This is a genomic window from Alkalihalobacterium alkalinitrilicum (assembly GCF_002019605.1).
Lineage (GTDB): Bacteria > Bacillota > Bacilli > Bacillales > Bacillaceae_F > Alkalihalobacterium > Alkalihalobacterium alkalinitrilicum.
In genome coordinates this window covers 4,108,796-4,128,716 of the sequence record NZ_KV917368.1, presented here as the reverse complement: position 1 = coordinate 4,128,716, position 19,921 = coordinate 4,108,796, and the positions used below count along the sequence as shown (strand labels likewise).

Annotated in this window: 25 protein-coding genes; 10 read left to right on the top strand and 15 right to left on the bottom strand. The window is 37.2% G+C overall.

Translation table 11 applies throughout. The features are described from left to right. Nucleotides 1–519: 519 nt before the first annotated feature. Entirely contained in the window at nt 520–1,293 is a 774-nt protein-coding gene (locus BK574_RS19985) for an FkbM family methyltransferase (RefSeq protein WP_078429818.1), read from the bottom strand. Nucleotides 1,294–1,619: 326 nt separating this feature from the next. Beyond that, on the bottom strand, nt 1,620–2,354 hold the full coding sequence (locus tag BK574_RS19980) for a GT-D fold domain-containing protein (protein ID WP_142248004.1): 735 nt from the start codon (nt 2,352–2,354) through the stop codon (nt 1,620–1,622). A gap of 585 nt (nt 2,355–2,939) precedes the next feature. Here BK574_RS19980 and BK574_RS19975 point away from each other — a divergent pair. From BK574_RS19975 to BK574_RS19960, 4 genes are all read left to right on the top strand, one after another. After that, nucleotides 2,940–3,236: a helix-turn-helix domain-containing protein gene (locus tag BK574_RS19975; RefSeq protein ID WP_078429816.1), complete on the top strand. Its 297-nt coding sequence runs from the start codon at nt 2,940–2,942 to the stop codon at nt 3,234–3,236. Nucleotides 3,237–3,369: 133 nt separating this feature from the next. Then, complete coding sequence (locus BK574_RS19970) at nt 3,370–3,966, top strand: competence protein ComK (protein ID WP_078429815.1); 597 nt, start codon at nt 3,370–3,372, stop codon at nt 3,964–3,966. Nucleotides 3,967–4,006: 40 nt separating this feature from the next. Next, complete coding sequence (locus BK574_RS19965) at nt 4,007–4,855, top strand: hypothetical protein (RefSeq protein ID WP_078429814.1); 849 nt, start codon at nt 4,007–4,009, stop codon at nt 4,853–4,855. A gap of 110 nt (nt 4,856–4,965) precedes the next feature. Then, nucleotides 4,966–5,763, top strand: coding sequence for a cupredoxin domain-containing protein (locus BK574_RS19960; RefSeq protein WP_078429813.1), 798 nt, complete (start codon nt 4,966–4,968; stop codon nt 5,761–5,763). Nucleotides 5,764–5,806: 43 nt separating this feature from the next. Here BK574_RS19960 and BK574_RS19955 read toward each other — a convergent pair whose 3' ends face one another. Then, nucleotides 5,807–6,250, bottom strand: a complete 444-nt coding sequence (locus BK574_RS19955; RefSeq protein ID WP_078429812.1) for a transposase — start codon at nt 6,248–6,250, stop codon at nt 5,807–5,809. Between the two features lie 319 nt (nt 6,251–6,569). On the opposite strand from BK574_RS19955, the gene BK574_RS19950 reads away from it, so the two are divergent. Both BK574_RS19950 and BK574_RS19945 read left to right on the top strand, forming a co-directional pair. After that, complete coding sequence (locus tag BK574_RS19950; RefSeq protein WP_078429811.1) at nt 6,570–6,800, top strand: hypothetical protein; 231 nt, start codon at nt 6,570–6,572, stop codon at nt 6,798–6,800. Next, nucleotides 6,793–6,978, top strand: coding sequence for a type II toxin-antitoxin system RelE family toxin (locus BK574_RS19945; RefSeq protein WP_078429810.1), 186 nt, complete (start codon nt 6,793–6,795; stop codon nt 6,976–6,978). The genes BK574_RS19950 and BK574_RS19945 overlap by 8 nt, the downstream gene beginning before the upstream one ends. Nucleotides 6,979–7,196: 218 nt before the next feature. Here BK574_RS19945 and BK574_RS27925 read toward each other — a convergent pair whose 3' ends face one another. The 4 genes from BK574_RS27925 to BK574_RS19930 all read right to left on the bottom strand — a co-directional run bounded on the left by BK574_RS27925 (nt 7,197) and on the right by BK574_RS19930 (nt 10,209). Continuing rightward, complete coding sequence (locus BK574_RS27925) at nt 7,197–7,355, bottom strand: hypothetical protein (RefSeq protein ID WP_169917359.1); 159 nt, start codon at nt 7,353–7,355, stop codon at nt 7,197–7,199. A 116-nt stretch (nt 7,356–7,471) separates the two neighbouring features. Continuing rightward, a complete protein-coding gene (locus tag BK574_RS19940; protein ID WP_078429809.1) occupies nt 7,472–8,749 on the bottom strand; it encodes a M48 family metallopeptidase in 1,278 nt (425 codons plus the stop codon). Nucleotides 8,750–8,803: 54 nt separating this feature from the next. Continuing rightward, a complete protein-coding gene (locus tag BK574_RS19935; RefSeq protein WP_078429808.1) occupies nt 8,804–9,208 on the bottom strand; it encodes an RDD family protein in 405 nt (134 codons plus the stop codon). A 437-nt stretch (nt 9,209–9,645) separates the two neighbouring features. Beyond that, the gene (locus tag BK574_RS19930) at nt 9,646–10,209 is read right to left on the bottom strand and encodes a DUF7713 domain-containing protein (protein ID WP_078429807.1); all 564 of its coding nucleotides are present in this window, start codon (nt 10,207–10,209) and stop codon (nt 9,646–9,648) included. Nucleotides 10,210–10,659: 450 nt separating this feature from the next. Between BK574_RS19930 and BK574_RS19925 the strand changes: the two genes are divergently transcribed. From BK574_RS19925 to BK574_RS19915, 3 genes are all read left to right on the top strand, one after another. Further along, nucleotides 10,660–10,926 carry a helix-turn-helix domain-containing protein gene (locus tag BK574_RS19925; RefSeq protein WP_218970600.1) on the top strand — a complete coding sequence of 89 codons (267 nt, stop codon included), beginning with the start codon at nt 10,660–10,662 and terminating at the stop codon, nt 10,924–10,926. A gap of 151 nt (nt 10,927–11,077) precedes the next feature. Further along, complete coding sequence (locus tag BK574_RS19920) at nt 11,078–11,557, top strand: competence protein ComK (RefSeq protein WP_078429806.1); 480 nt, start codon at nt 11,078–11,080, stop codon at nt 11,555–11,557. Between the two features lie 171 nt (nt 11,558–11,728). Continuing rightward, a complete protein-coding gene (locus tag BK574_RS19915; protein ID WP_078429805.1) occupies nt 11,729–12,574 on the top strand; it encodes a hypothetical protein in 846 nt (281 codons plus the stop codon). 30 nt (nt 12,575–12,604) lie between these two features. Here the strand turns inward: BK574_RS19915 and BK574_RS19910 are convergent, their stop codons facing one another. The 8 genes from BK574_RS19910 to BK574_RS19880 form a co-directional block, all read right to left on the bottom strand. Next, on the bottom strand, nt 12,605–14,086 hold the full coding sequence (locus BK574_RS19910; RefSeq protein ID WP_078429804.1) for a YifB family Mg chelatase-like AAA ATPase: 1,482 nt from the start codon (nt 14,084–14,086) through the stop codon (nt 12,605–12,607). A gap of 266 nt (nt 14,087–14,352) precedes the next feature. Continuing rightward, nucleotides 14,353–14,700 carry a type II toxin-antitoxin system RelE/ParE family toxin gene (locus tag BK574_RS19905; RefSeq protein ID WP_078429803.1) on the bottom strand — a complete coding sequence of 116 codons (348 nt, stop codon included), beginning with the start codon at nt 14,698–14,700 and terminating at the stop codon, nt 14,353–14,355. Continuing rightward, nucleotides 14,678–14,959, bottom strand: a complete 282-nt coding sequence (locus BK574_RS19900; RefSeq protein ID WP_078429802.1) for a hypothetical protein — start codon at nt 14,957–14,959, stop codon at nt 14,678–14,680. Before BK574_RS19900 ends, BK574_RS19905 begins: the two co-directional genes overlap by 23 nt. 192 nt (nt 14,960–15,151) lie before the next feature. Continuing rightward, entirely contained in the window at nt 15,152–15,685 is a 534-nt protein-coding gene (locus tag BK574_RS19895; RefSeq protein WP_078429801.1) for an REP-associated tyrosine transposase, read from the bottom strand. 638 nt (nt 15,686–16,323) lie between these two features. Beyond that, complete coding sequence (locus BK574_RS27100) at nt 16,324–16,533, bottom strand: Ada3 domain-containing protein (protein WP_218970599.1); 210 nt, start codon at nt 16,531–16,533, stop codon at nt 16,324–16,326. A 78-nt stretch (nt 16,534–16,611) separates the two neighbouring features. Continuing rightward, nucleotides 16,612–16,944 carry an IS66 family insertion sequence element accessory protein TnpB gene (gene tnpB / locus BK574_RS19890; protein ID WP_218970598.1) on the bottom strand — a complete coding sequence of 111 codons (333 nt, stop codon included), beginning with the start codon at nt 16,942–16,944 and terminating at the stop codon, nt 16,612–16,614. Between the two features lie 17 nt (nt 16,945–16,961). Continuing rightward, nucleotides 16,962–17,156: a hypothetical protein gene (locus BK574_RS19885; protein ID WP_078429799.1), complete on the bottom strand. Its 195-nt coding sequence runs from the start codon at nt 17,154–17,156 to the stop codon at nt 16,962–16,964. A 626-nt stretch (nt 17,157–17,782) separates the two neighbouring features. Beyond that, complete coding sequence (locus tag BK574_RS19880; RefSeq protein ID WP_078429798.1) at nt 17,783–18,451, bottom strand: Crp/Fnr family transcriptional regulator; 669 nt, start codon at nt 18,449–18,451, stop codon at nt 17,783–17,785. Nucleotides 18,452–19,097: 646 nt separating this feature from the next. Here BK574_RS19880 and BK574_RS19875 point away from each other — a divergent pair. Further along, nucleotides 19,098–19,877: a creatininase family protein gene (locus tag BK574_RS19875; protein WP_078429797.1), complete on the top strand. Its 780-nt coding sequence runs from the start codon at nt 19,098–19,100 to the stop codon at nt 19,875–19,877. Nucleotides 19,878–19,921: the final 44 nt, after the last annotated feature.

The window sequence follows — 19,921 nt, the reverse complement described above, 5'->3', positions numbered from 1 at the left end:
ATTGAAGATTTATAGTATTTTAAATATTTCGTTTCTTTTAATGCAACACTAGTGAGTAATTATATAAATATTAAATTTAAGAAGGGAGATCAAGTTTCTGATTTATTTAGTCAGCAGTACTAAGTCCAAGTTTCTATAAGGCTCAATAACAATTTAAAAAAGCAGCCCTGCAATTCAGCGTTGACCATGTAATTTCTTAAAGAGAAAAAGATTTAATCGGGACAAAGTTTGATAAAGAAAACCAAAAAATATTGCAACAGGGAAGAGGATTTGGATATCGGATTTCCAAGAGTGGATCTCACCCCGAATCTCCTCATGAAAAATAGCGGGACAGATTTCTAATAATTAAGAGGTCTGATCCCGCTATTTTTCTATTTAATTTCTGCGGCTTTGATAATGGGTTCTGCCCACCCCACTATTAGAGGAATTGTCTACGTTTGAAACTCTAGACAACTGTCGTAGATAACAAAGCGGGTCTCACCCCCTAGCCTTTTATTATATTCTCATAATGGGCTTTGGCTAAACATCCAAAGTATGAGGAACACATATATAATCGTTTGCAAAATTAGGGGGATCTGGCTCTTTTACCTTACGGACTTCTCCGCTCCATGGCTCAATTTTATAAACGTTGTAATTAGGAATAAGTTTCAAAATATCTTCAAGTTGAGGTCCAGTGTTATGATGAAGTTCAAATGCAATGACGGGTTGAGACTTTTGTAATAAATTCAATGCACCTTGAAGAACATGATATTCATAACCTTGTGTATCAATTTTTAGTACACGAACTTTCTTTTTAATGTCCTCATTTAAAAATTCGTCCAATGCAACAATATCAACTTTAATCTTCTTAATTTTATTTCCGATACTTGAATCATAATTAATGCATGATAAGCCTCGGTTATAGTTGAAAATATCTTGCATATAAAAATCTACGCTCCCTTTTGTATCACCCACTGCCTTGTTATAAACAAGCACATTTTTAAATTTATTAATCTCTACATTTCGACTCAACTGTTGATAGATTTTAGGGTGCGGTTCGAAGCTCATAACCGTTGCATTTGAATAAAGACTTGCCAAGTAAAGACTGTGATATCCTATGTTAGCACCGATATCCAAAAATACGCTACCATCTGAAATAAATTTACTAAGAAAATCTGAAAGATGAGGTTCCCATGATCCGTGCTTGTGAATCATATCCTCAATATACCCAGGTCTTTGCAGAGTCATTCGAAAAGTATCCCCTTTGGAGTTGACAAGGGATACTTTGACTTGCTTTGCAATCTTTTTTTTCACCAAGTTCACTCCTTGTATACTCTTAACAAGTTTCTTAAGGATAAGAAATGAGGAAGAGTTAGATATATAATAATAGTTTTACTTGACATCCCACTAAGTTCCTTCTTAATAAAACGGTATAATGCATTCTCAATAAACCGAGTTATGAAATTACAATTTTCTTGAGATATTATATTCAGAGCATGTTTGTCTGACATAGATAAATAATCAACTTTTCAGTGTGTAATAATGCTTAGTCAATACAGGAATGATTATCGAATAAGGGAATCGAAAAGTTAAAAAGGGTAATATTAATACGCTCCAGTCCCTAATTTAATATTAGTGGTTTACTTTAAATTATCTTTTTTCCATATAGATATGATTAGTTTCCAATCAACTTCATCACCTTCAATTAGTTGATCTAAGGCATGGCCAAAATCTATCACAATTCGTTTTGATGATTTTGATAATTTCGGCGTAACTAGCTTCCCAGGGAATCCTGCTGATACAAGAGTAATATCCCAATTATTTTTGCTGCAAAGATAGGAATGAACTTTCTTTTCTTCACCTGGCTCAAGACTAATAGTGTTAGTAACCTCAACACCTTGTTTATTAAAAGCTTTAACTCCTTCTTTGGCTCGACGGCCGACTATACTAATTTTATACCCTCTTAAAATCTCCCAAAATCTCTCAACTGGAATCAACTCCTGCGGAAGCCAGGATGAACAAACTTTTTTCGGTGAAATATTAAAATAGTGTAGAACTTTACACATTCGGTCATCCCAAATAGGGTTATCCCAATCATCCTCTGGAGGAAGTCCAGCAATGTCAGTTTGTCTTAGCGCTTCGAGTAATTTTGGATAAATCTTTTTTGGTGGTTCACGAAAGCCAGCATATTGACTCCAATAATGAAAATGTTGGACAAGTTCTCGATTAAACGGCCAACTAAGGTATGAAATTTCCCCATGTCCAAATCTCACCAAAGACAAACCACTTTTGTTTTTTAATGAAATCTCAATACTATCTAGTATCTTCTCTAAATTAATGATTTGATTAGTATAATCATGGCATCTACACTTCATTTAATCACCTTGGTTTTAGTATTATTTCATCTTATGTTAGGAAGGATAAATTGGTTTGGGGTTTCAGGTAGGATATTTCTTAGTAAATTTCCTTTCCTTAAACTTAAATAAAAACTAACGAGAATGCAGTAAAAGGTGCGGGCTTTCGTAAACTATGAATAGAATTTGCCCTTTGAATTGTCCTACCAGAATGAGATACCCAAACTATTTCGACAAACTTCGGGTAGTCACACAGTGACACTCAACTTACTTCGTCCTGAATTCAAACCCTAGTCGCCATTACCTTGTAGGGAGATAAAGTTCACATTCCACCCACTCTCATTATTCATCTACACAGTAAGGACAGACCTCACTTCACCTAGATAAAAATTCCTTACACCAACGTGAAACAATATTATTCGAGGTGTCACAGTGACCGATTCTCATTTGCATAAAGCCTGATAGAAACCGACATTATTTCTTTAGCTGCAATGATTTGAGATATCGGCTGCTTAAAAAAATTCTATTTTTCCATTTTGCTATCGATCGTACGTCGTAAAGCCCTTTGTTATACCTGATTATAGTAGGTAAAAAGGGGCATGAACGTTGAAAGAAGGAAAAAAATCGCCAGAAGATGTAACGCTAGAGACGAATGTAAACAAAATCATAGGAGAGACAATTAGGGCTCAACGAAAGAAACTTAAACTTTCAGCCGCTGAAATAGCTTTTAGAGCTAATATCACTCGTGCCTATTACGGTCGCATTGAACGTCCTGAAGTCACAGCGTCTCACTTTATTTTGTTCAAGGTCTCTCGAGCGCTCGGCCTCGATATGAACTCCTTATATAAAGATACTGAAGAAAAAGTAGATGAGTATTTACAAAAAAATTTACCAGATCACTAGATGGACCACAATACCTTAATAAACTAAAATAACCCTTCTTGTTCCTTCTCTACAACAGTCCCTCAAAAAAACCCTCACTTGCACGAATGAAATCAGTTCCATAAAATCCCTCTAATAAAGGAGCCCACTAAAAATGAATGATATCATCCTCGATCATTACGAAATCAACAAAGCCACCGCTGCCCTTATCCCCGCTTATCACACCGACTACCAAACGATCGTCTGGGAAAAAGACCAACGCTTTTATGTCAGAAAGACTCCGCTCCAGCTCATTAAAGAAGCTTGTTTAGAAGGCGGTGCGGACTTCAACGGGAGACGTGCAGCAGTTTCCCATAAAACAGGGGTCAACAATAAAGTTCCCATCCCTGTGATTCCACACAAACAAATTTATGCGTTTCCGACTCATTCCCCGAAGCTGCACGAATGTCACTGGCTTTTCTATTATCACGTCAAGTCGATTCAACGCCATCCCGACGCTCCATCCCACACCATTATCACCTTTAAAGACAATAAAGAACTATTACTTCACGTCTCCTACTATACGATCGAAAAACAACTTCAGCGCACGTCGTATTGCATTACTCGCTTCCCACAATATTCAATCCATAAAACTAACTCACTACCGATAAACCAATGGTGCAAGTCTTTCTGTCTACAATTTATCCACAAGACAATCCAACACCTCCAAAGAAAACACTACCCTGTACCCCTAACATATATTACCTATTAATCCAACATTCCAACTTCAATCGAAACAAGGAGGCATCCCCGTGAAACCAGGCCACATCGACCAATTCGTACACTTAAGTAAGTTCCAATCCGTCAAACTATTCAATGAAACGATGAAAGTTGTAAGAAAACAATATGAACACCACTTCACAAAAGGAGAAAAGATCGCTCTTTTAACCTTAATCCAATACAGCGTCAAAATACCTGGGATCTGCAATGCGAGAATTTGTAAACTCGTACAAGCCGCCCAAACTCATAACGGCGTCATCTCTCGTTCTACCTTTGAACGCATGCTTAGAAAAGCAAAAACACTCGGTATCCTTAGCATTCATCATACCACTCGTCAACAAGGCGGATTTTCCCATAACATCTATGTCTTTCACCCCTTTGACAGAGCACAGGACCAACAATTGACAGACCGTCGTGCAGCTAAAAAACCAGATACACCAAGCCATCCAGCACCCGAAAAGGCACTGGAAGCTTCTCTATTAAAAACTAAAGAACATAAAGATAAAGATCTTCGTCAATCATCAAAACTAGATTCAGAAACCACACTTGAACAACTTGATCATACGTTTGTCCCGTCCTATGTCCCGACACCATTCGTCAAAACAGTCAAGCCATTCTTTAACCGCTCCAAAGACATTTGTTCCCTATGGGATCGAATCACAATGGCTTACCGTTCCATGAAGTTTGCACAACCGATCGAGACCTTACTCCCGCCAATCATCCAAGCGTTCAAGGAAACGATCTATAAGTATAAGCAAAATTACATAAAAACGAGTTTCATTCAGTATTTTTACGGGACGGTTGCTGGGAAATTAGCGATAGAAAAACGCAGGATGACTTTCGAAGGAAAAGCTTGGGGGCGGTGGTTGGAGAAACGGTGATGGGAGAGTAGGACTACGACAAATTTCAGGTTGTCACTGTGACGTAATGAATATTCCCATACATTTGCATATAGAAATGATATAAAAGGAACGATTGAGGAGGAAAGCTTATGATCAATAGTTACACAAAATTCGCTTCCACATTACTTTTGTTACAAGTTATTACCATATTATTCGCAGGTTCCATTGTTTTACGGCATTTTCCACCTATTCACGTAATAAATGGAATAATTTGCCTCATTATTGCTTTTCTGCTATTCCGATTAAAAGGGAAGTGGATACCAGCGATAGGTATTCTTTACGGATTTATATTTAGCATTCTTACTGTACCTTCCTTGATAATATCTATGTTCAGGAATATTGACCCAGAATACAATGCGATGATGGAAGCCAGCAACCCTTATATGGGTGTTAGTTTCCTAAGTGCAATATTTGTTTTAGGGATATTCATTTTTTCTTTAACAGGTTTAATTTCTAATCTGCGTGACAGTCACGAGCCACCTACATGGCTCCCCAAGGTCAAGGGACTATTTTATGGAGCAACAGTTATGGGCCTTTTCATAAGTTTTTACTCCCAGCTTCATTGGGTTTCTGGAATTAACGGAAATACAATAGAGCAACTACCAACCATTGTAATGAAACCTGATTCGGTGGAGCCAGCAACATTGGAAGTTAAGGCAGGGGAACCTATTGTTTTTCACATACAAAATCAGTCCGACAACAAATGTCATATACTCAGCTTTCCTGATTTAAACGCCAGTGTCCATATGGAACGAGGGAGATCTGGACTCATCATTATTAATCCAGAGCCAGGGACGTATAGTTATGAGTGCAAAGAACACCACGGCTTTCATAACGAAAATATCAAAGGTACATTAACGGTCATTGATGGAAATTCGGTGAATTAGAGTTAGCGGTCTGTCCCCCTTAACGCAGTGGGGGTCAGATCCTTCAGAAACGAATTGCTGACTTTACAAAATCCACTATCTGCCGTCTTTTCTCTTCAGCAGGCCCAGGAAAATAGTTTAAAAGACGCTCAGTATCCATATATAAGGGTGGAAGGATGTTGGAGTTGGTGTATAACTGAAAGCTACTCCATGGATAATGTCCAGGGAAGCGTACCATCCGTGCTTTCACAGGATTTAAAAAAATATAACGAGCCACTTCAAGCATGCCTGTCGCATCTTCGATGACCTCTGAAAAAAACCGCTTTTCCAACACGTGACCGGTTAAACGATACTTTGTATTGTAGTAGTTCGCATACCGTTTATTCAACAGGGCCATGACTTTTGAGATGGATGCTTCTTTGGAGCGTAATTGGAGGTGGAAGTGGTTGGTCATGAAACAGTAAGCGACCAGTTCATAGGGGATTTTTTCATAGATTTTTTCTAACATATACAATTTAATCCAAAATCAGCTTACCTAGGCCTGATTTGAACCTTGTTTACGTTTTGGGGGGACATTAAACTTCGTCCTGGATTCACAACAAGGTTGCCTTACCTGGTAGGGAGTTAAAGTTCACATTCCCCCCACTCTCATTATTCATCTAAACAGTAAGGGCAGAACTCACTACGCCTAGTTGAAATTCCTTACACCAGCGTGAATCATTCTGTGAAACAAGATTTTTCGGAGGGGGGAGATCCAATGATGTATTCCAAATAAAAGCTTTATTGTTTATAATAATGATAAATAAACCTGTTTAAGGAGTGGTCTAATGAGTATTCGAAAAGAAGACCTTCATACACTGATAGACCTTGTAAATGAACGTGACACAAAGTTGGTTTATGACCTTATTAAGGTTGTTATTGAAAAAGACCATGAAAAGGAAACTACGATTGAAGCAGATAATTCTCCATTAACAGATCGAGAGAAGGAAATATTAAAGCAATCAAATATTGATATTGAAAACGATGATCTCGTTGATTGGGATGACGTACGTGCCTAAATTTAGAGTGAAAATTAGGAAACCAGCTGCAAAGTATTATGAAAAATTACCCCCTAAATTAAAAACAAGGGTCAATGAAGTTATTAGTCAACTTTGCGAAAACCCTTTCGCTATACAAAATGTAAAACCTTTAGAAGGATCCGATCATGATGATTATCGAATTCGTACCGATACATAATAACGAATTGATTATCATTATTCTCGATCTTGGACCTCGTGGAGATATTTATAAATGATGTATAAATCAGACCATTTCACTAAACTGGTGAGTATGGACTGATTTTTTTCGTGAAACATTTCGTGAAACAAGATTTTTCGGGGTGTCACAGTAACAGATTCTAAAGAGCCTACAGATTAATAAACTGTTCGGCTCTTTTTTAATGTTATTGAATTAAATTAGTCTTGCGGATCTTCATCCCAAGAGAGTGTTACAACTTTTGTATAATCTCCTTTTTCAACATCTTCCTTTGTAGCCTCTCTACTTAACTCCTCATCGTCGTCAATTCCAGTTGCAATCGTCGGTTCAGTGTTGTCCATCTTTTCTTTTTCCTTCATTTGTCCCATCCTTTTTCTTAAGACTTCATTTTTTAAGATGAGTTACCATTATCAAAATCATTAATGGTAATTATTAGTTGAGTAGGGGTCACAGACCCCGAATCCGCGAATCCGCTCTAATCACTTATAAAAGAATTGGTCAGACGGATAAAATCATTATTGCCGATTTCTTTTGCATAATCAATCGCCGTCATTCCATAATCATCCATTATTAGTGGGTCAGCTCCTGCTTCCAGTAAGATTGTACTTACTTCAATATTCTCAGTATAAACTGCTGACATAAGAGGAGCCCACCCCTCTGGATCTTGTATATTAGGATCAGCTCCATTCTCCAATAAAATTTTAATGATTTCTATATCTTCATGCATTACTGCTATAAAAAGAGGGCTTTCTCCAAACTCATTCATCTCATTTGGATCTTCTCCAGCATGTATTAGTTCAATTACTCTTTCGGTGTCCCCATCCCCTGTCGCTTCCATTAAAGGGGTGTATTCAAATAGAAAGTCATCAAAGGTATTAAAATGTTCCATTGCCATAAATCCAGCAAAAGCAACTCCGCCTACTATTATTGGAAGTAAAAAAAATACTAAAAATAAAATAGCGAAAGTTTGTTTCTTTCTGTTGATTAGGGAAACGCTTGGCTTTCCATACATTAAATTTTCAATTTCTTGTATCCTTTTAGGAATAGGGGGATGAGTAGAGAGTAATTCCATTAGTGTTACAAATAGACCTTTTTTATCGTTGTATTGTTCTAGGTATTCCTTTAAATTAACTCCTTTATATAATCGTCTTCCAGCTGCTAAAACTAACAACCCTTTAATAGCATCTTCAGGTTTCTCGGTATAATATGCTGCCATTCGGTCACAAGTATATTCAGCCATTCTTGAATAGCTTGTCCCGATAAATGGAATCCATAAAGCAGGAAAAATAAAGAAAAATTTTCTAATATGATTTCTTTTTATATGAGCAAGTTCGTGAGCAATGACATAATCAATTTCATTTCCATTAGATTTAAGGCAAATATCAACAAAATCGGAGTAAAGAACAACTATATTTTTACCTAAAAAACTAAATACCTTTGTTGCGAAGGCGTTTAACAAACCACCAGACTCAACAATATAAACTTCTGGAAGTTTGGATAATTCCATTTTGCTACTGATTTCTTCAACTCTGTTATATAATTCAGGAAATTGATTTACTTTTAACCTAACACCGTTTACTTGGATATGAGACATAGAAATTGCATGGGAAAAAAATGAAACAAGACCGACAATGAATAAAATGAGGGCACCAATAATTGAGAGAAGTAAATATATAACCAAAGTTATACTAATTAAGACACAGACACCATACATTAAATTCTCATGTTTATGTACAAGAAGTGGTTTGTCCATGATACAATCCTCCTTTTAAAATAACCTTTCCTGACGATGAGGAAAGGTTATTTTTTATTCAGCTCTTATGACAACCGTCTTACCAATATAGTCGTGCAATGCTCTTTTTTGTCTTCCCGCTGCCATTAAAAAACCAATTAAAAGTATTAAAGTAGAAACGGTCTTACCGATGATTTCTCTTAATGCCATTTTCCCTATTGTCACTTGTTCGCCATCTAAATTAGCAACACGGATACCCGTTAGCTTTTTACCGAATGTTTGTCCATTATTTTTGGCTTGAAACCAAACGAAATATGCAAATGTAATGAATAAGCTTATGATTGAGGTTATTACATCTCCAGTATCAGGGTCAAGAAATGCATTAAAAATAAAAGTTATAATCAATTGAACGATACCTAAAATAAAACTATCTATAAGTAAAGCCACAAATCGAATCCAAAACCCTGCTCTATGTTCCAATTCAATCCCTCCTGATTTTAATTTTCCCACATACAGGTTAGATATTCTTTTTGAGTTCCTCTTGTACGAATCCGATGATTGAAGATGAATTGATTGGTTATCCGTACATAACAAATAGCTCTATTTTTAATTATGGAGAGAAGCGAAATGATAAACTTATGATAGCTTAGCACTCCAGTATTCTACAAATACTTCAAACCCACTCTCTTCGTTTACTATATCGAATACATAATGATGAGCTTATTATTATAGTATTAGACCTTGGCCCTCGTGGGATATTTACAAATAAAAAAATTTTTTAAGAATACAAACAAGGGGTTGGAATTATTAAACCAATCCCTTGTTTGTATATTTTTACATTTTACTTTTCCTTTTAAACTATGCTACTTTAACCCTTTACTCTAGTGGGAGACAGACCCCGAATCCCTCCGAATCCCTCATTCCACATCATCCGTCATATCAACCATTTTTAGTTGAAATTGAAAACCTTCAAATGCTCTAACCATTCTACCGAGTTGCTCCCATGTATAAGCTTTTCCATCAACGATAACCAAAGGTGTATCTTCATTGGTTTCGTCATAATCTAATCTGCCAATGAGTTTACCTTCTGCAATGGACTCTATATGTCGTCCGCTCGGAAAAGTAGTGGTTGTAAGATAGGATGTACTCACTCCACGCATTACTTTATCCAGCAGTTGATTAAGTAATCCAGATTGATTGCAGTCTATTTCACCATATACAGCAAACTTGTAACCATCTTCTGTATTTTCCTCAGCTTCAAGGTAGATCCCCATAGGATTAAGCCGGGAAGTTATAACAAAGGACCTACTAACCCCTGCAAAATCAGTTACAGAAAACGAGTCAGGGTGAGACTCGAGTTCCATCCCAAGCTCTTCTTCCATCATCTTATTATAACAACGAAAACATAAGTGTTCTGTTCCCTGCTCATAAGTAAGTATTATCTTCGCTTCTAGTTCCTTGCAATGATCACAGATGGACATTCCTTTTGCACCTACGCTTTTTTCATATTTGGTCTATCACTTATATTTTAGTCGACTAGACTACTGAGTCAATCTCCGAGTCGTCATTGTGATATGGAGTTCTTCTGTTTAATCTTTTCAATCTAAGAGGAATGCAGTTGCTTCTTTACTAGTTGCCTATTAATTCGTTTTTTCAAGAGATTTTCCAACCTATTAACATTAGCCAAATTTCGTGTTGTCACTGTGACTTTACAAACTAGGAGACTTCTTCCATCTTTACAATCTCTTAATCAAACTTCGACTATCGTCTATGTTCCTCGATGTTCGATTATTACATAATAATAAAGGAAAATAGCTTCATTACTTTTGAACTAACTTTCTGTATTTTACATTTTCTCCCTCTACTTCGACTATCATCTATTCATCTCCTATTAAGCAAATTCAATAATTTGTTTAAAAAGGAGCTTTCCATTGAAGAAAAATCCGATTCTTTATAATGCGTTAGGGGAAGTTATTAAATTAAGAAGGTTACATAAAGGAATGAAACAAAAAAAATTAGCTGAAGAAGCTAATCTGGACGATACTTACATTAGCGATATTGAAAGAGGACTAAGAAACCCTACTTTCGATGTACTCTTTAGTATAGCAAGAGCGCTTGATACGTATTCTTCCGTCCTTTGTAAGGAAGTAGAAGACAAAGTAATAGAAGATATCGACAGAATGAAGAAAGAGGAGTAGAAAGGATATCTACCTTCTACTCTCGTTTTCCTTCGAGTTATTCATTCTAACTGAAAAACGGGGATTAAGTGACGTAATATTACTCATTTTCATTCGTCCCCTTTTCAGTTTTTATCCTTCAAAAAATTCCCCCCATAAAGGAGCCCCCAAAATGACTGAAATCATCCTCGATCACTACGAAATCAACAAAGCCACGTCTGCCCTCCTCCCTGCTTACCACAACGACTATCAAACGACCGTCTGGGAAGAAGATCAACGCTATTATGTAAAAAAGACGCCGCTGCAGCTGATCAAAGAAGCTTGTTTAGAAGGCGGTGCCGACTACAACGGTAGACGCGCAGCTGTTACTCATAAAACAGGGGTCAACAGTAAAGTTCCGATTCCCGTGCTTCCACACGAACAAATTTATGCGTTTCCGACCCATTCCCCGAAGTTGTATGAATGCCACTGGCTTTTCTATCATCACATCAAGTCGATCCACCGCCATCCCGATGCCCCATCCCACACCATTATCACTTTTATAGACAGTAAAGAACTATTACTTCATGTCTCTTACTATACGATAGAAAAACAACTCCAGCGCACCTCATACTGCATGACACGTTTTACGCATTATCCGAGCTTTAGCTAACTTTACGCGTGAACAACCTAAAATGGGTTAGCTTGTCCATCTTTTTTCATTGAACAAGCTAACTCTGTCATCATGTCATCAGCTTAATCAATCACCTCATATCAAAGAACAGCACCAGCCAATTAATCCTAACCAACCAATCCACTTCAATCGAAACAAGGAGGCACCCCCGTGAAATCTGGCCATATCGATCAATTCGCTCACTTAAGCAAATTCCGCTCCGTCAAACAATTCAATGAAACAATGAAAAAAGTAAGGAAACAGTACGAGGACCGCTTCACAAAAGGAGAACGGGTGGCTCTATTAACGTTAATTCAATACAGCGTAAAAATACCTGGCATCTGTAACGCAAGAATTTGCAAACTCGTTCAAGCCGCTCAAACCAATAATGGCGTGATCTCTCGCTCGACCTTTGAGCGTATGCTGCGAAAAGCAAAAAAACTTGGTATTATTAGCATTCATCACACCACCAGGCAAAACGGTGGTTACTCTCATAACGTTTATGTCTTTCACCACTTTGACGGAGCACACGACCAACAATTGACAGACCGTCAAGGAGCTAAAAGACCAGATACACCAAGCAATCCAACACTGGAAAAAGCACCGAAAGCTCCTTTATTTAAAACTAAAGAGCATAAAGATAAAGATCTTCGTCAATCATCAAAACTAAATTCAGAAATCACACTTGAAGCACTTAACCATACGTTTGTCCCGTCTTATGTCCCTGAACCATTCGTCAAAACCGTCAAGCCCTTCTTTAATCGAGCTAAGGACATTTGTTCCCTATGGGATCGAATCACAATGGCTTACCGTTCCATGAAGTTTGCACAACCGATCGAGACCTTACTCCCGCCAATCATACAAGCCTTCAAGGAAACGATCTATAAGTATAAGCAAAATTTCATAAAAACGAGTTTCATTCAGTATTTTTACGGAACAGTAGTTGGGAAACTAGCGGTGGAAAAAAGAAAGAGGACAGCTGAAGAAAAATCTTGGGGGCAGTGGTTAGTGAGGTAAGAAAGCTCTAGGACGATTCCTTAATAAACATCAGCGTCGATACGTCATTGCTTCGACCAGTGCCTCATCAGTAATCGACATCTCCCCTTCTAAATCAGCAATCGTTCGTGCTAAGCGAATGATCTTGATTTGAACACGGTTGCTCCAGTGATGGGTTGAAATCCCTTCTTGTAATAAAAGCTGCTGGCGCGTAGTAAGTGGACTCACTTTATTCAGTAACTCCATCGTTACGTTTGCATTTGTCATCTCCTTATCGTACCTTTCATACTGACTTTGTCTTGCCATGATGACACGATCTCTTATCACAGCCGATGTCTCTTCTTCCTCCCTTCTGTGCAGATCAACAGGCTGTAATGCGAGTAAGATATCCATTCGATCTTTAATTGGACCAGATACGCGAGTTTGATAAGCTTTTACTTGCTTTGGTGTACACGTACAATAATGAGTTTTTGAACCTAAATAACCACATGGACAAGGGTTCATCGCACCGATAAATAAAAAGTCGGCGGGATACGTAACCGTCGAGTGAACACGACTAATCGTTACTTTCCCCGTTTCTAGTGGCTGACGTAACATATCGAGCGTTTTCCGCGAAAACTCTGCTAATTCATCAAGAAAAAGAATACCGCGATGAGCTAAGGAAATTTCACCTGGCTTAGGGTTAGTTCCTCCTCCAATAATGGCAACGGCTGAGGAAGAATGATGGGGATGTCGATACGGCGGTATTGAAGAAGAAACGTAGCTGCTCCCTGCTAATTGGTATAAGCTAATGACTTCAAGCTGGGCTTCTTTCGATAATGGCGGGAAAATCGTAGGAAAAGTATCAGCAAGTAGGCTTTTTCCACACCCAGGTGGCCCTGACATAAGAACATTATGCCCTCCAGCAGCCGCAATTTCTAAGGCACGTTTTGCACCCTTATGTCCCGTAATATATGAAAAGTCTTGCTCATACACCATTTCAGTCGCTTTCTCTGCAACTCGCGTTGGGGCCATAAGGGTACCATGACCCGCTAGCGAATCTAACACTTCTGATAAATGCTCAACAAAACGTAATTCAATTCCATCAATGAGCGATAAAGGTAAAGTAGGATCATAGGCTAAATAAACCGTTTGGATGTTCTCCTTTTTAGCCGCTAACACAGCAGGTAGAATTCCTGTGACCGAGCGTACAGACCCATCAAGTGACAATGCACCTAGAAAAGCCGCATGACGCGGGATACTAGCTTCAATTTTTCCAATCGACTTTAAAATCCCAACGGCCATCGCCAAATCAAAAAAAGGACCATTCTTTTTCTGCTCAGACGGAGATAAATTAACAATGATTTTCTTTTCAGGAAGGCTGATTCCTAATGAATGAAGTGCCGCCATTACTCGTTCCCTTGATTCCTTTACGGATGCATCAGGAAGACCGACAATATGCATGGACTCCATTCCAGGTAACAAATGAACTTCCACCTGTATCACATACCCTTCTAACCCTTTTAGCCCGATACTACTTACAGAAACAGACAATAGGTAAACCTCCTTATTTACTTAGATTCAATGAATTTTTGGTAGTTTTGTTTTTGAGGGTGAGGAAAATAAGATAGAATTCGCTCTGTTTTTATATGAGGATTAGAGCGAGAGGAAATATAAGCAGCATAACTACTCCAAGGGTAGCTTTCAGGTCGTGTAACCATTTTCGCTTCTACTGAGCTGAGTGGGGGACAGACTCCAAATCTTCCGTATAATAAAAGAAGTTGTCTAGTGAGAAACAACGTCCTTTGGAATTGCATTGTTTATTTTTTAATTCTTTTACGTTTTGACCTCGAAGGTAAGATATTAATGACATCAATGTAACCATCATTTTCATAAACAACATAATAAATGATATAATTTAACATCGTATGCTTACTTTTTCCATAGGTTATCCTTCTCAGTCCCTTAAAGCTCCCCTTCTGAATTTCTCGACCAATAAAGGGATTTTCAGAAAGATTCGATTCTATATGATCAATTATTTCATCTTCTTTTGTATACCACCAGTTTAGTGTTTCTTCACCTTGTTCAGCAAAAAACTGTTGGATATTATCTAAACATAAGTCAAACTCTTCTGTAAAACTGACTTTAAAATGATTTTCTTTTTTCATTTCGTTTAGCTTTCAACTCACTTCCAGAATACCTTTTCATACCTGGATTATTTAAATACCTTGACAAGGACTCTTTCAACTCTGGATACTCTTCAATCTCTTGAGCAATATCTTCATTTACTAAATCATTAGGTGAAACCGTATTATCATTTTCAATCTCGATAGAAACTAATTTACCATCTATTACAAAAGCTCCAGATTGCCTGCCTTTTAGTGCATTAAATAACTCTTGTTTGGCATGTTCACTCAACATGTTCATTTAACATCACCTCACCTAAAGTATATCAAATTTTAGTTTATGATTTCCATTATTTTTGTTAATATGTCGTTTTGTGCCTTTCATCATGCTGACCATGTTCGCATTTTTGAACCTCCACCTGTATCACATATCCTTCTAAACCTTTTAGCCCAATACTACTTACAGAAACAGCCAATAGGTAAATCTCCTTATTTACTTAGATTCAATGAATTTTTGGTAGTTTTGTTTCTGAGGGTGAGGAAAATAAGATAGAATTCGCTCTGTTTTAATATGAGGGTTAGAGCGAGAGGAATTATAAGCAGCATAACTACTCCAGCGATAGCTATCTGGACGTGTGACCATTTTCGCTGCCACTGGATTGAGATGAATGTACCGACTAACTTCTAAGAAATGAGGATCATCACGAATTAATTCTGCATGATAACGCCCTTGAAACAAATGACCGCTCGTTTTATACCGCTTATTGAAATAAATCGCATAGAGGGAATGTAGCTTTTTGATAATATCCTTCGTCGGATTATCGATTGTTTCGAGGAGAAGGTGAATATGATTCGTCATTAGACAGTAAGCATGAAGATGAAATGGGAAAAACTTTCGGGTTTCTTCTAATATCGATAAATACATCAATCGATCATCAGGTTCGTAAAAAATAGAAGCACGACGGTTTCCGCGACTCGTAATATGAAACACGGCCCCTGGAAACCAAACACGAGGCTTGCGTGCCAATGGCCACCCCACCTTTCAGTTAGATTTTCACAGTGACATCTTTCTATAACATTCGTCTAAATCCTGCTATTCTGAAAAAGGTTTACAGAAATTTCACAAAAACGTAGCAAAAGCATGGAAAAAGGGATTGAGAAAGCCATCAAAAGAGAAAAAACAGGAATTGATTGTATATTAAACTACAGTGTATAATATACTTATAATTAACATAGAATGAAAAATGGCCAAGTGCGGGAAACACACAGCCAAAAACAACTACATGCCGCATGAAGAGCGGCTGACCAAGTAAATAAGTACCAATATGAAAAAGTAACCTATTCTATCCTTTGGTCGGGCGGATGACGGTTACTTTTTTCTTATTTCTTTGACGATAATTAGAATCAATGAAATTACACTTATCAAAACTAAATTTGATTGTAATGCAACAGTTATTGCTTCGTAAGTCGTCACCTTACCACCTCCCTTCGCTTGGGAGATGGTCAACCGCCCATCCGCTTTATGTAGTTGTCAAATCGATTATACCTATACATTCACTTATCTATATTATTTTTTCAATTATCTAAAAATGGCACTAAGCTACCCAGCCACTATTTGCTACTCTTGTATCTTCGTTATCCTCTACCTCTTTAACGCGTTAAACTTTAGCTGAGTGGGGGACAGACCCCAGTAGCCTTGTTAAGTGTTTGAAGTTGTTGTGTTAACGCTTCTATTTGTTTCGACGATTGATCCAATTTTTTTGATAGCTCTTGATTTTGCTGATTCGTATGAGCCAATTGCTCCTCAAGCAGCCGAATTAATTTTTCGTTTTGATTTTCATTTTTAGAAGAAACATTCGCCACACCATTCACCACTTTTCGTTCAGATTCGTTCCTTCTATTATAAGTAGTTTGAACAGTGGAATAAAGATAAAATTAATAGATTTATTAAATTTAGAACACCCCTTTTGGAGATGGTGGAATCGCTTTTGGTTGCTCTATAGATAACCCTTCGAGAAGCCAGCGAATTTGCTTTTGTGAAAGAGTGCGTACTTCATTTTCATTCTTTGGCCATTGGAGCTTCCCATTATCCAATCGCTTATAGAGCATGGCGAAGCCATCACCGTCGAAATATAGACATTTATAGCGGTCTTTACTCCATCCAGAAAATAAGAATATCGAGTCACCATACGGATCGAGCTTGAAAGAATCCTGAATCAGTGTGGCCAATCCGTCAATGCCCTTCCGCATATCGGTTTTGCCACAAATGATATAGATATTTTTCACGCTAGTATAATCGTGTCTCATAGATGTTTCAACTCCTTCATTACGGTTTGGATGGTTCGCTCATCTATGCCGTTGAAGAAGGATATTTCAGCGGTTGCCGTTTTGATCGTGCAAACGCTATTTGAAAGAGGTGTTTGAGAAATTGGTGTATCGGGAGCTTTATTTTCGGAGTGTAGTGTAACGGGGACGATCGTTAACTTTTGTTGTGGCATAAGAAAAGCACCTCCTATATTTGATACTTATATCGTACCTGGAGGCGCTACTTGTTTATATGCGTTGTTTGAATGGGGGCTTACGATTTAACCCACCTGAATCACTTATGGGCCTAACATGCTGGTCAATATAATAAGCATTTTTAATGTTTTGTCTTAATGTCTCATCTTTATTTTAGGTTTGAAAGTTAGCTCTTCAGAGTATACAATCTGTTTAATAATAGAGTATTTCAGATTCCCAAGTAATTCGTGTGCAACAGGGTAGTATTCATCTATTTCATGAAAATGGTGCCTGTCACCCCCCGATAAAGCGTCAGATGTAGAAAGTGCAATAAGTGAGTATGTTCAATATAAAGATGGAAAGTATACATATGAACATTCTTTTCATGGAGCAATTATTTCTTGGAAGCCTCTACGGTAAAAGGAAAGTAGTATTTAACGTATCTAGAAGCTTTATTAGACGTAATTTAACAAAAGAGTTGCTAATTCATTTTTTTATAAGAGAGAATATTTTCTTTAACAGGTGGCCTTTATACACGTAAAAAAACGAAGTGAGGAAGAAACCTCACTTCGTTTTCCCATTTATACTTTTTTCCTAGTCAGTACAACTTTCATTAGTAGATTTACTACTCCAAATTAAAAGCTGTTATTTGTTTAAGGGCTTGCAAGTCATTGATGGAAAGAGCTCCTTTTCGCAAATCAACAATTCCACGTACTCGCCAATCATTTAAAATCTTCGTAACCATAACTCTTGATGTACCTAATATAGAAGATAGCTCCTGATGTGTAATCGATAGCGATTGAATCCCTTCAGGTTTACGATTTAAAATTTCAACTATAATACGAGCTAAACGTACTTCGGTAGGGTCGAAAGTTAGAGTCATCATTTGATTACTTAGCATCCAAACTTTTTGAGAAATTGATTGCATCAAGGAAAATACAAATTCAGGATGAATTCGGATAATTGTCTCCATGTCGTCTTTTGAAAATTCACTTACTGTTGTGAGCTCTATTGCTACTACTGTATACCAGTGATTGGATTGTTGGAAGAAAGGGACATCAGCAAAAAATTGGCCACTTTCAGAAAAGGCAAATACTTTCTCAGTACCATCTGGGCGGACGATTGTTGCTTTTACTTTGCCGTTATGTACATAGTAAAAGTTTTTTGCGGGATCTCCTTGGAAAATGATATTACTACCTTTTTTGTAGGACTTACGCTTGATAAGTTCATTAACCTCTGGCGGGAGTTGCCCGAAATGACTTGGATGAAAGGCTTCTTCAACAACGTATGGCAATTGGATAAGACCACTTCCTTCCTTCGTAATCTAGGTTGCATGGCACGCAAATGTAAACGATTTAATTATGGAGTAATTTAAAGTTCTATTCAAGTTTTTAATTAAGAATATTATATCTGTAAGAACGCAACTCTACTAAATTGAAACATTAATAATTTAATCATAATCTAATTTAAATAAAGCAACAACAAATAATTTGATTAATTTAAAATAAAAAAACACTGCTAAGTACTAATCAAATTAAGTTAGAGTAAATGGATTAACTATCTTAAAATAGTCATTTAGTATAAACCAATTAGTTAAAAATTACTTATCATTCATTCAGAATTGAAAAATTATTTTGAAATTTATTTGTTATATGTAACTAATGAACAGATTAGAAATTATCATGCTGTTAAACTATAATCAAGAAATATTAATACAGTAAAAATTGCAATAGACAATCAAAAATTCAAGAACCAGACCAGTTAATTATGGGAGGTGATAAGAAATTGGATTCTTGGTAGGATCCTTGGTAAAAAATCTAAATCTTTAAATGATCAACAATTAGTAAACAAATGAATACGTATTTTGGAACTTCCAATTATAAAACGTTTTACGTCCTATAATTGGAAGTGAAACACTGAAGAAGGAGACAATAATTATTATGAGCTTTGTAGATCTAAAATACTTGACATCTTCTGAATCTAGGGAAATTGCACAAGATAAGAGTGCAATCGCTTTAATCCCGGTTGGGGCGTTTGAACAACATGGGCCGCATCTGCCCCTATTTACAGATTCTATTTTGGTTGAAGTGATGGCGGCTAAAGTTTCTGATTGTTTTCAGGAACCTATCATTGTAACACCTACTCTTATTGCGGGATTATCAGAACATCACGTAGATTTTCCAGGGACTATAACCCTTGATCCCGTGACATTAGCAGCAGAGATTAGGGCCTATATCACTGCATTGAAGCATATGGGTGTAACTCGTATTTGTTTGCTAAGTTTTCACGGTGGGAATTTTAGTTTTCTTGGAGAGTATGCAAAAAAATGCGGTGATGATTTCCCAGAAATTCAAATAGAGGCTTATGATGATTTTGAGAGATTTTTAAATATTATGTATCAAGCTGGTTTAAGTACAGGACTTGAGTTAGCACCTACAGATAGTCATGCAGGTGCAATAGAAACGAGTTTGGTGCTTCATGTTTTAGGAGAACATCGAGTGCGATCTTTTGAAGCAGTGGCTGGCTACACTACTGGTGAACCAGGATGGATGGAGATAATGCAGGAAAATGGTGTACCAGCAATTAGTCCCAGTGGAGTTTTTGGAAATCCTGTTGGTGCTAATCCAGAGGCAGGTGAGGTGATATTAAATGCCTTGGTGGAAGAGGTGGCATTTTGGCTTGAAGGAATTTACAAATTAGAGAAAATCAGTGAAATTTAATTTGTCAATGGAATTTATAAGCTATGAAATTCCTTATTTCTAAA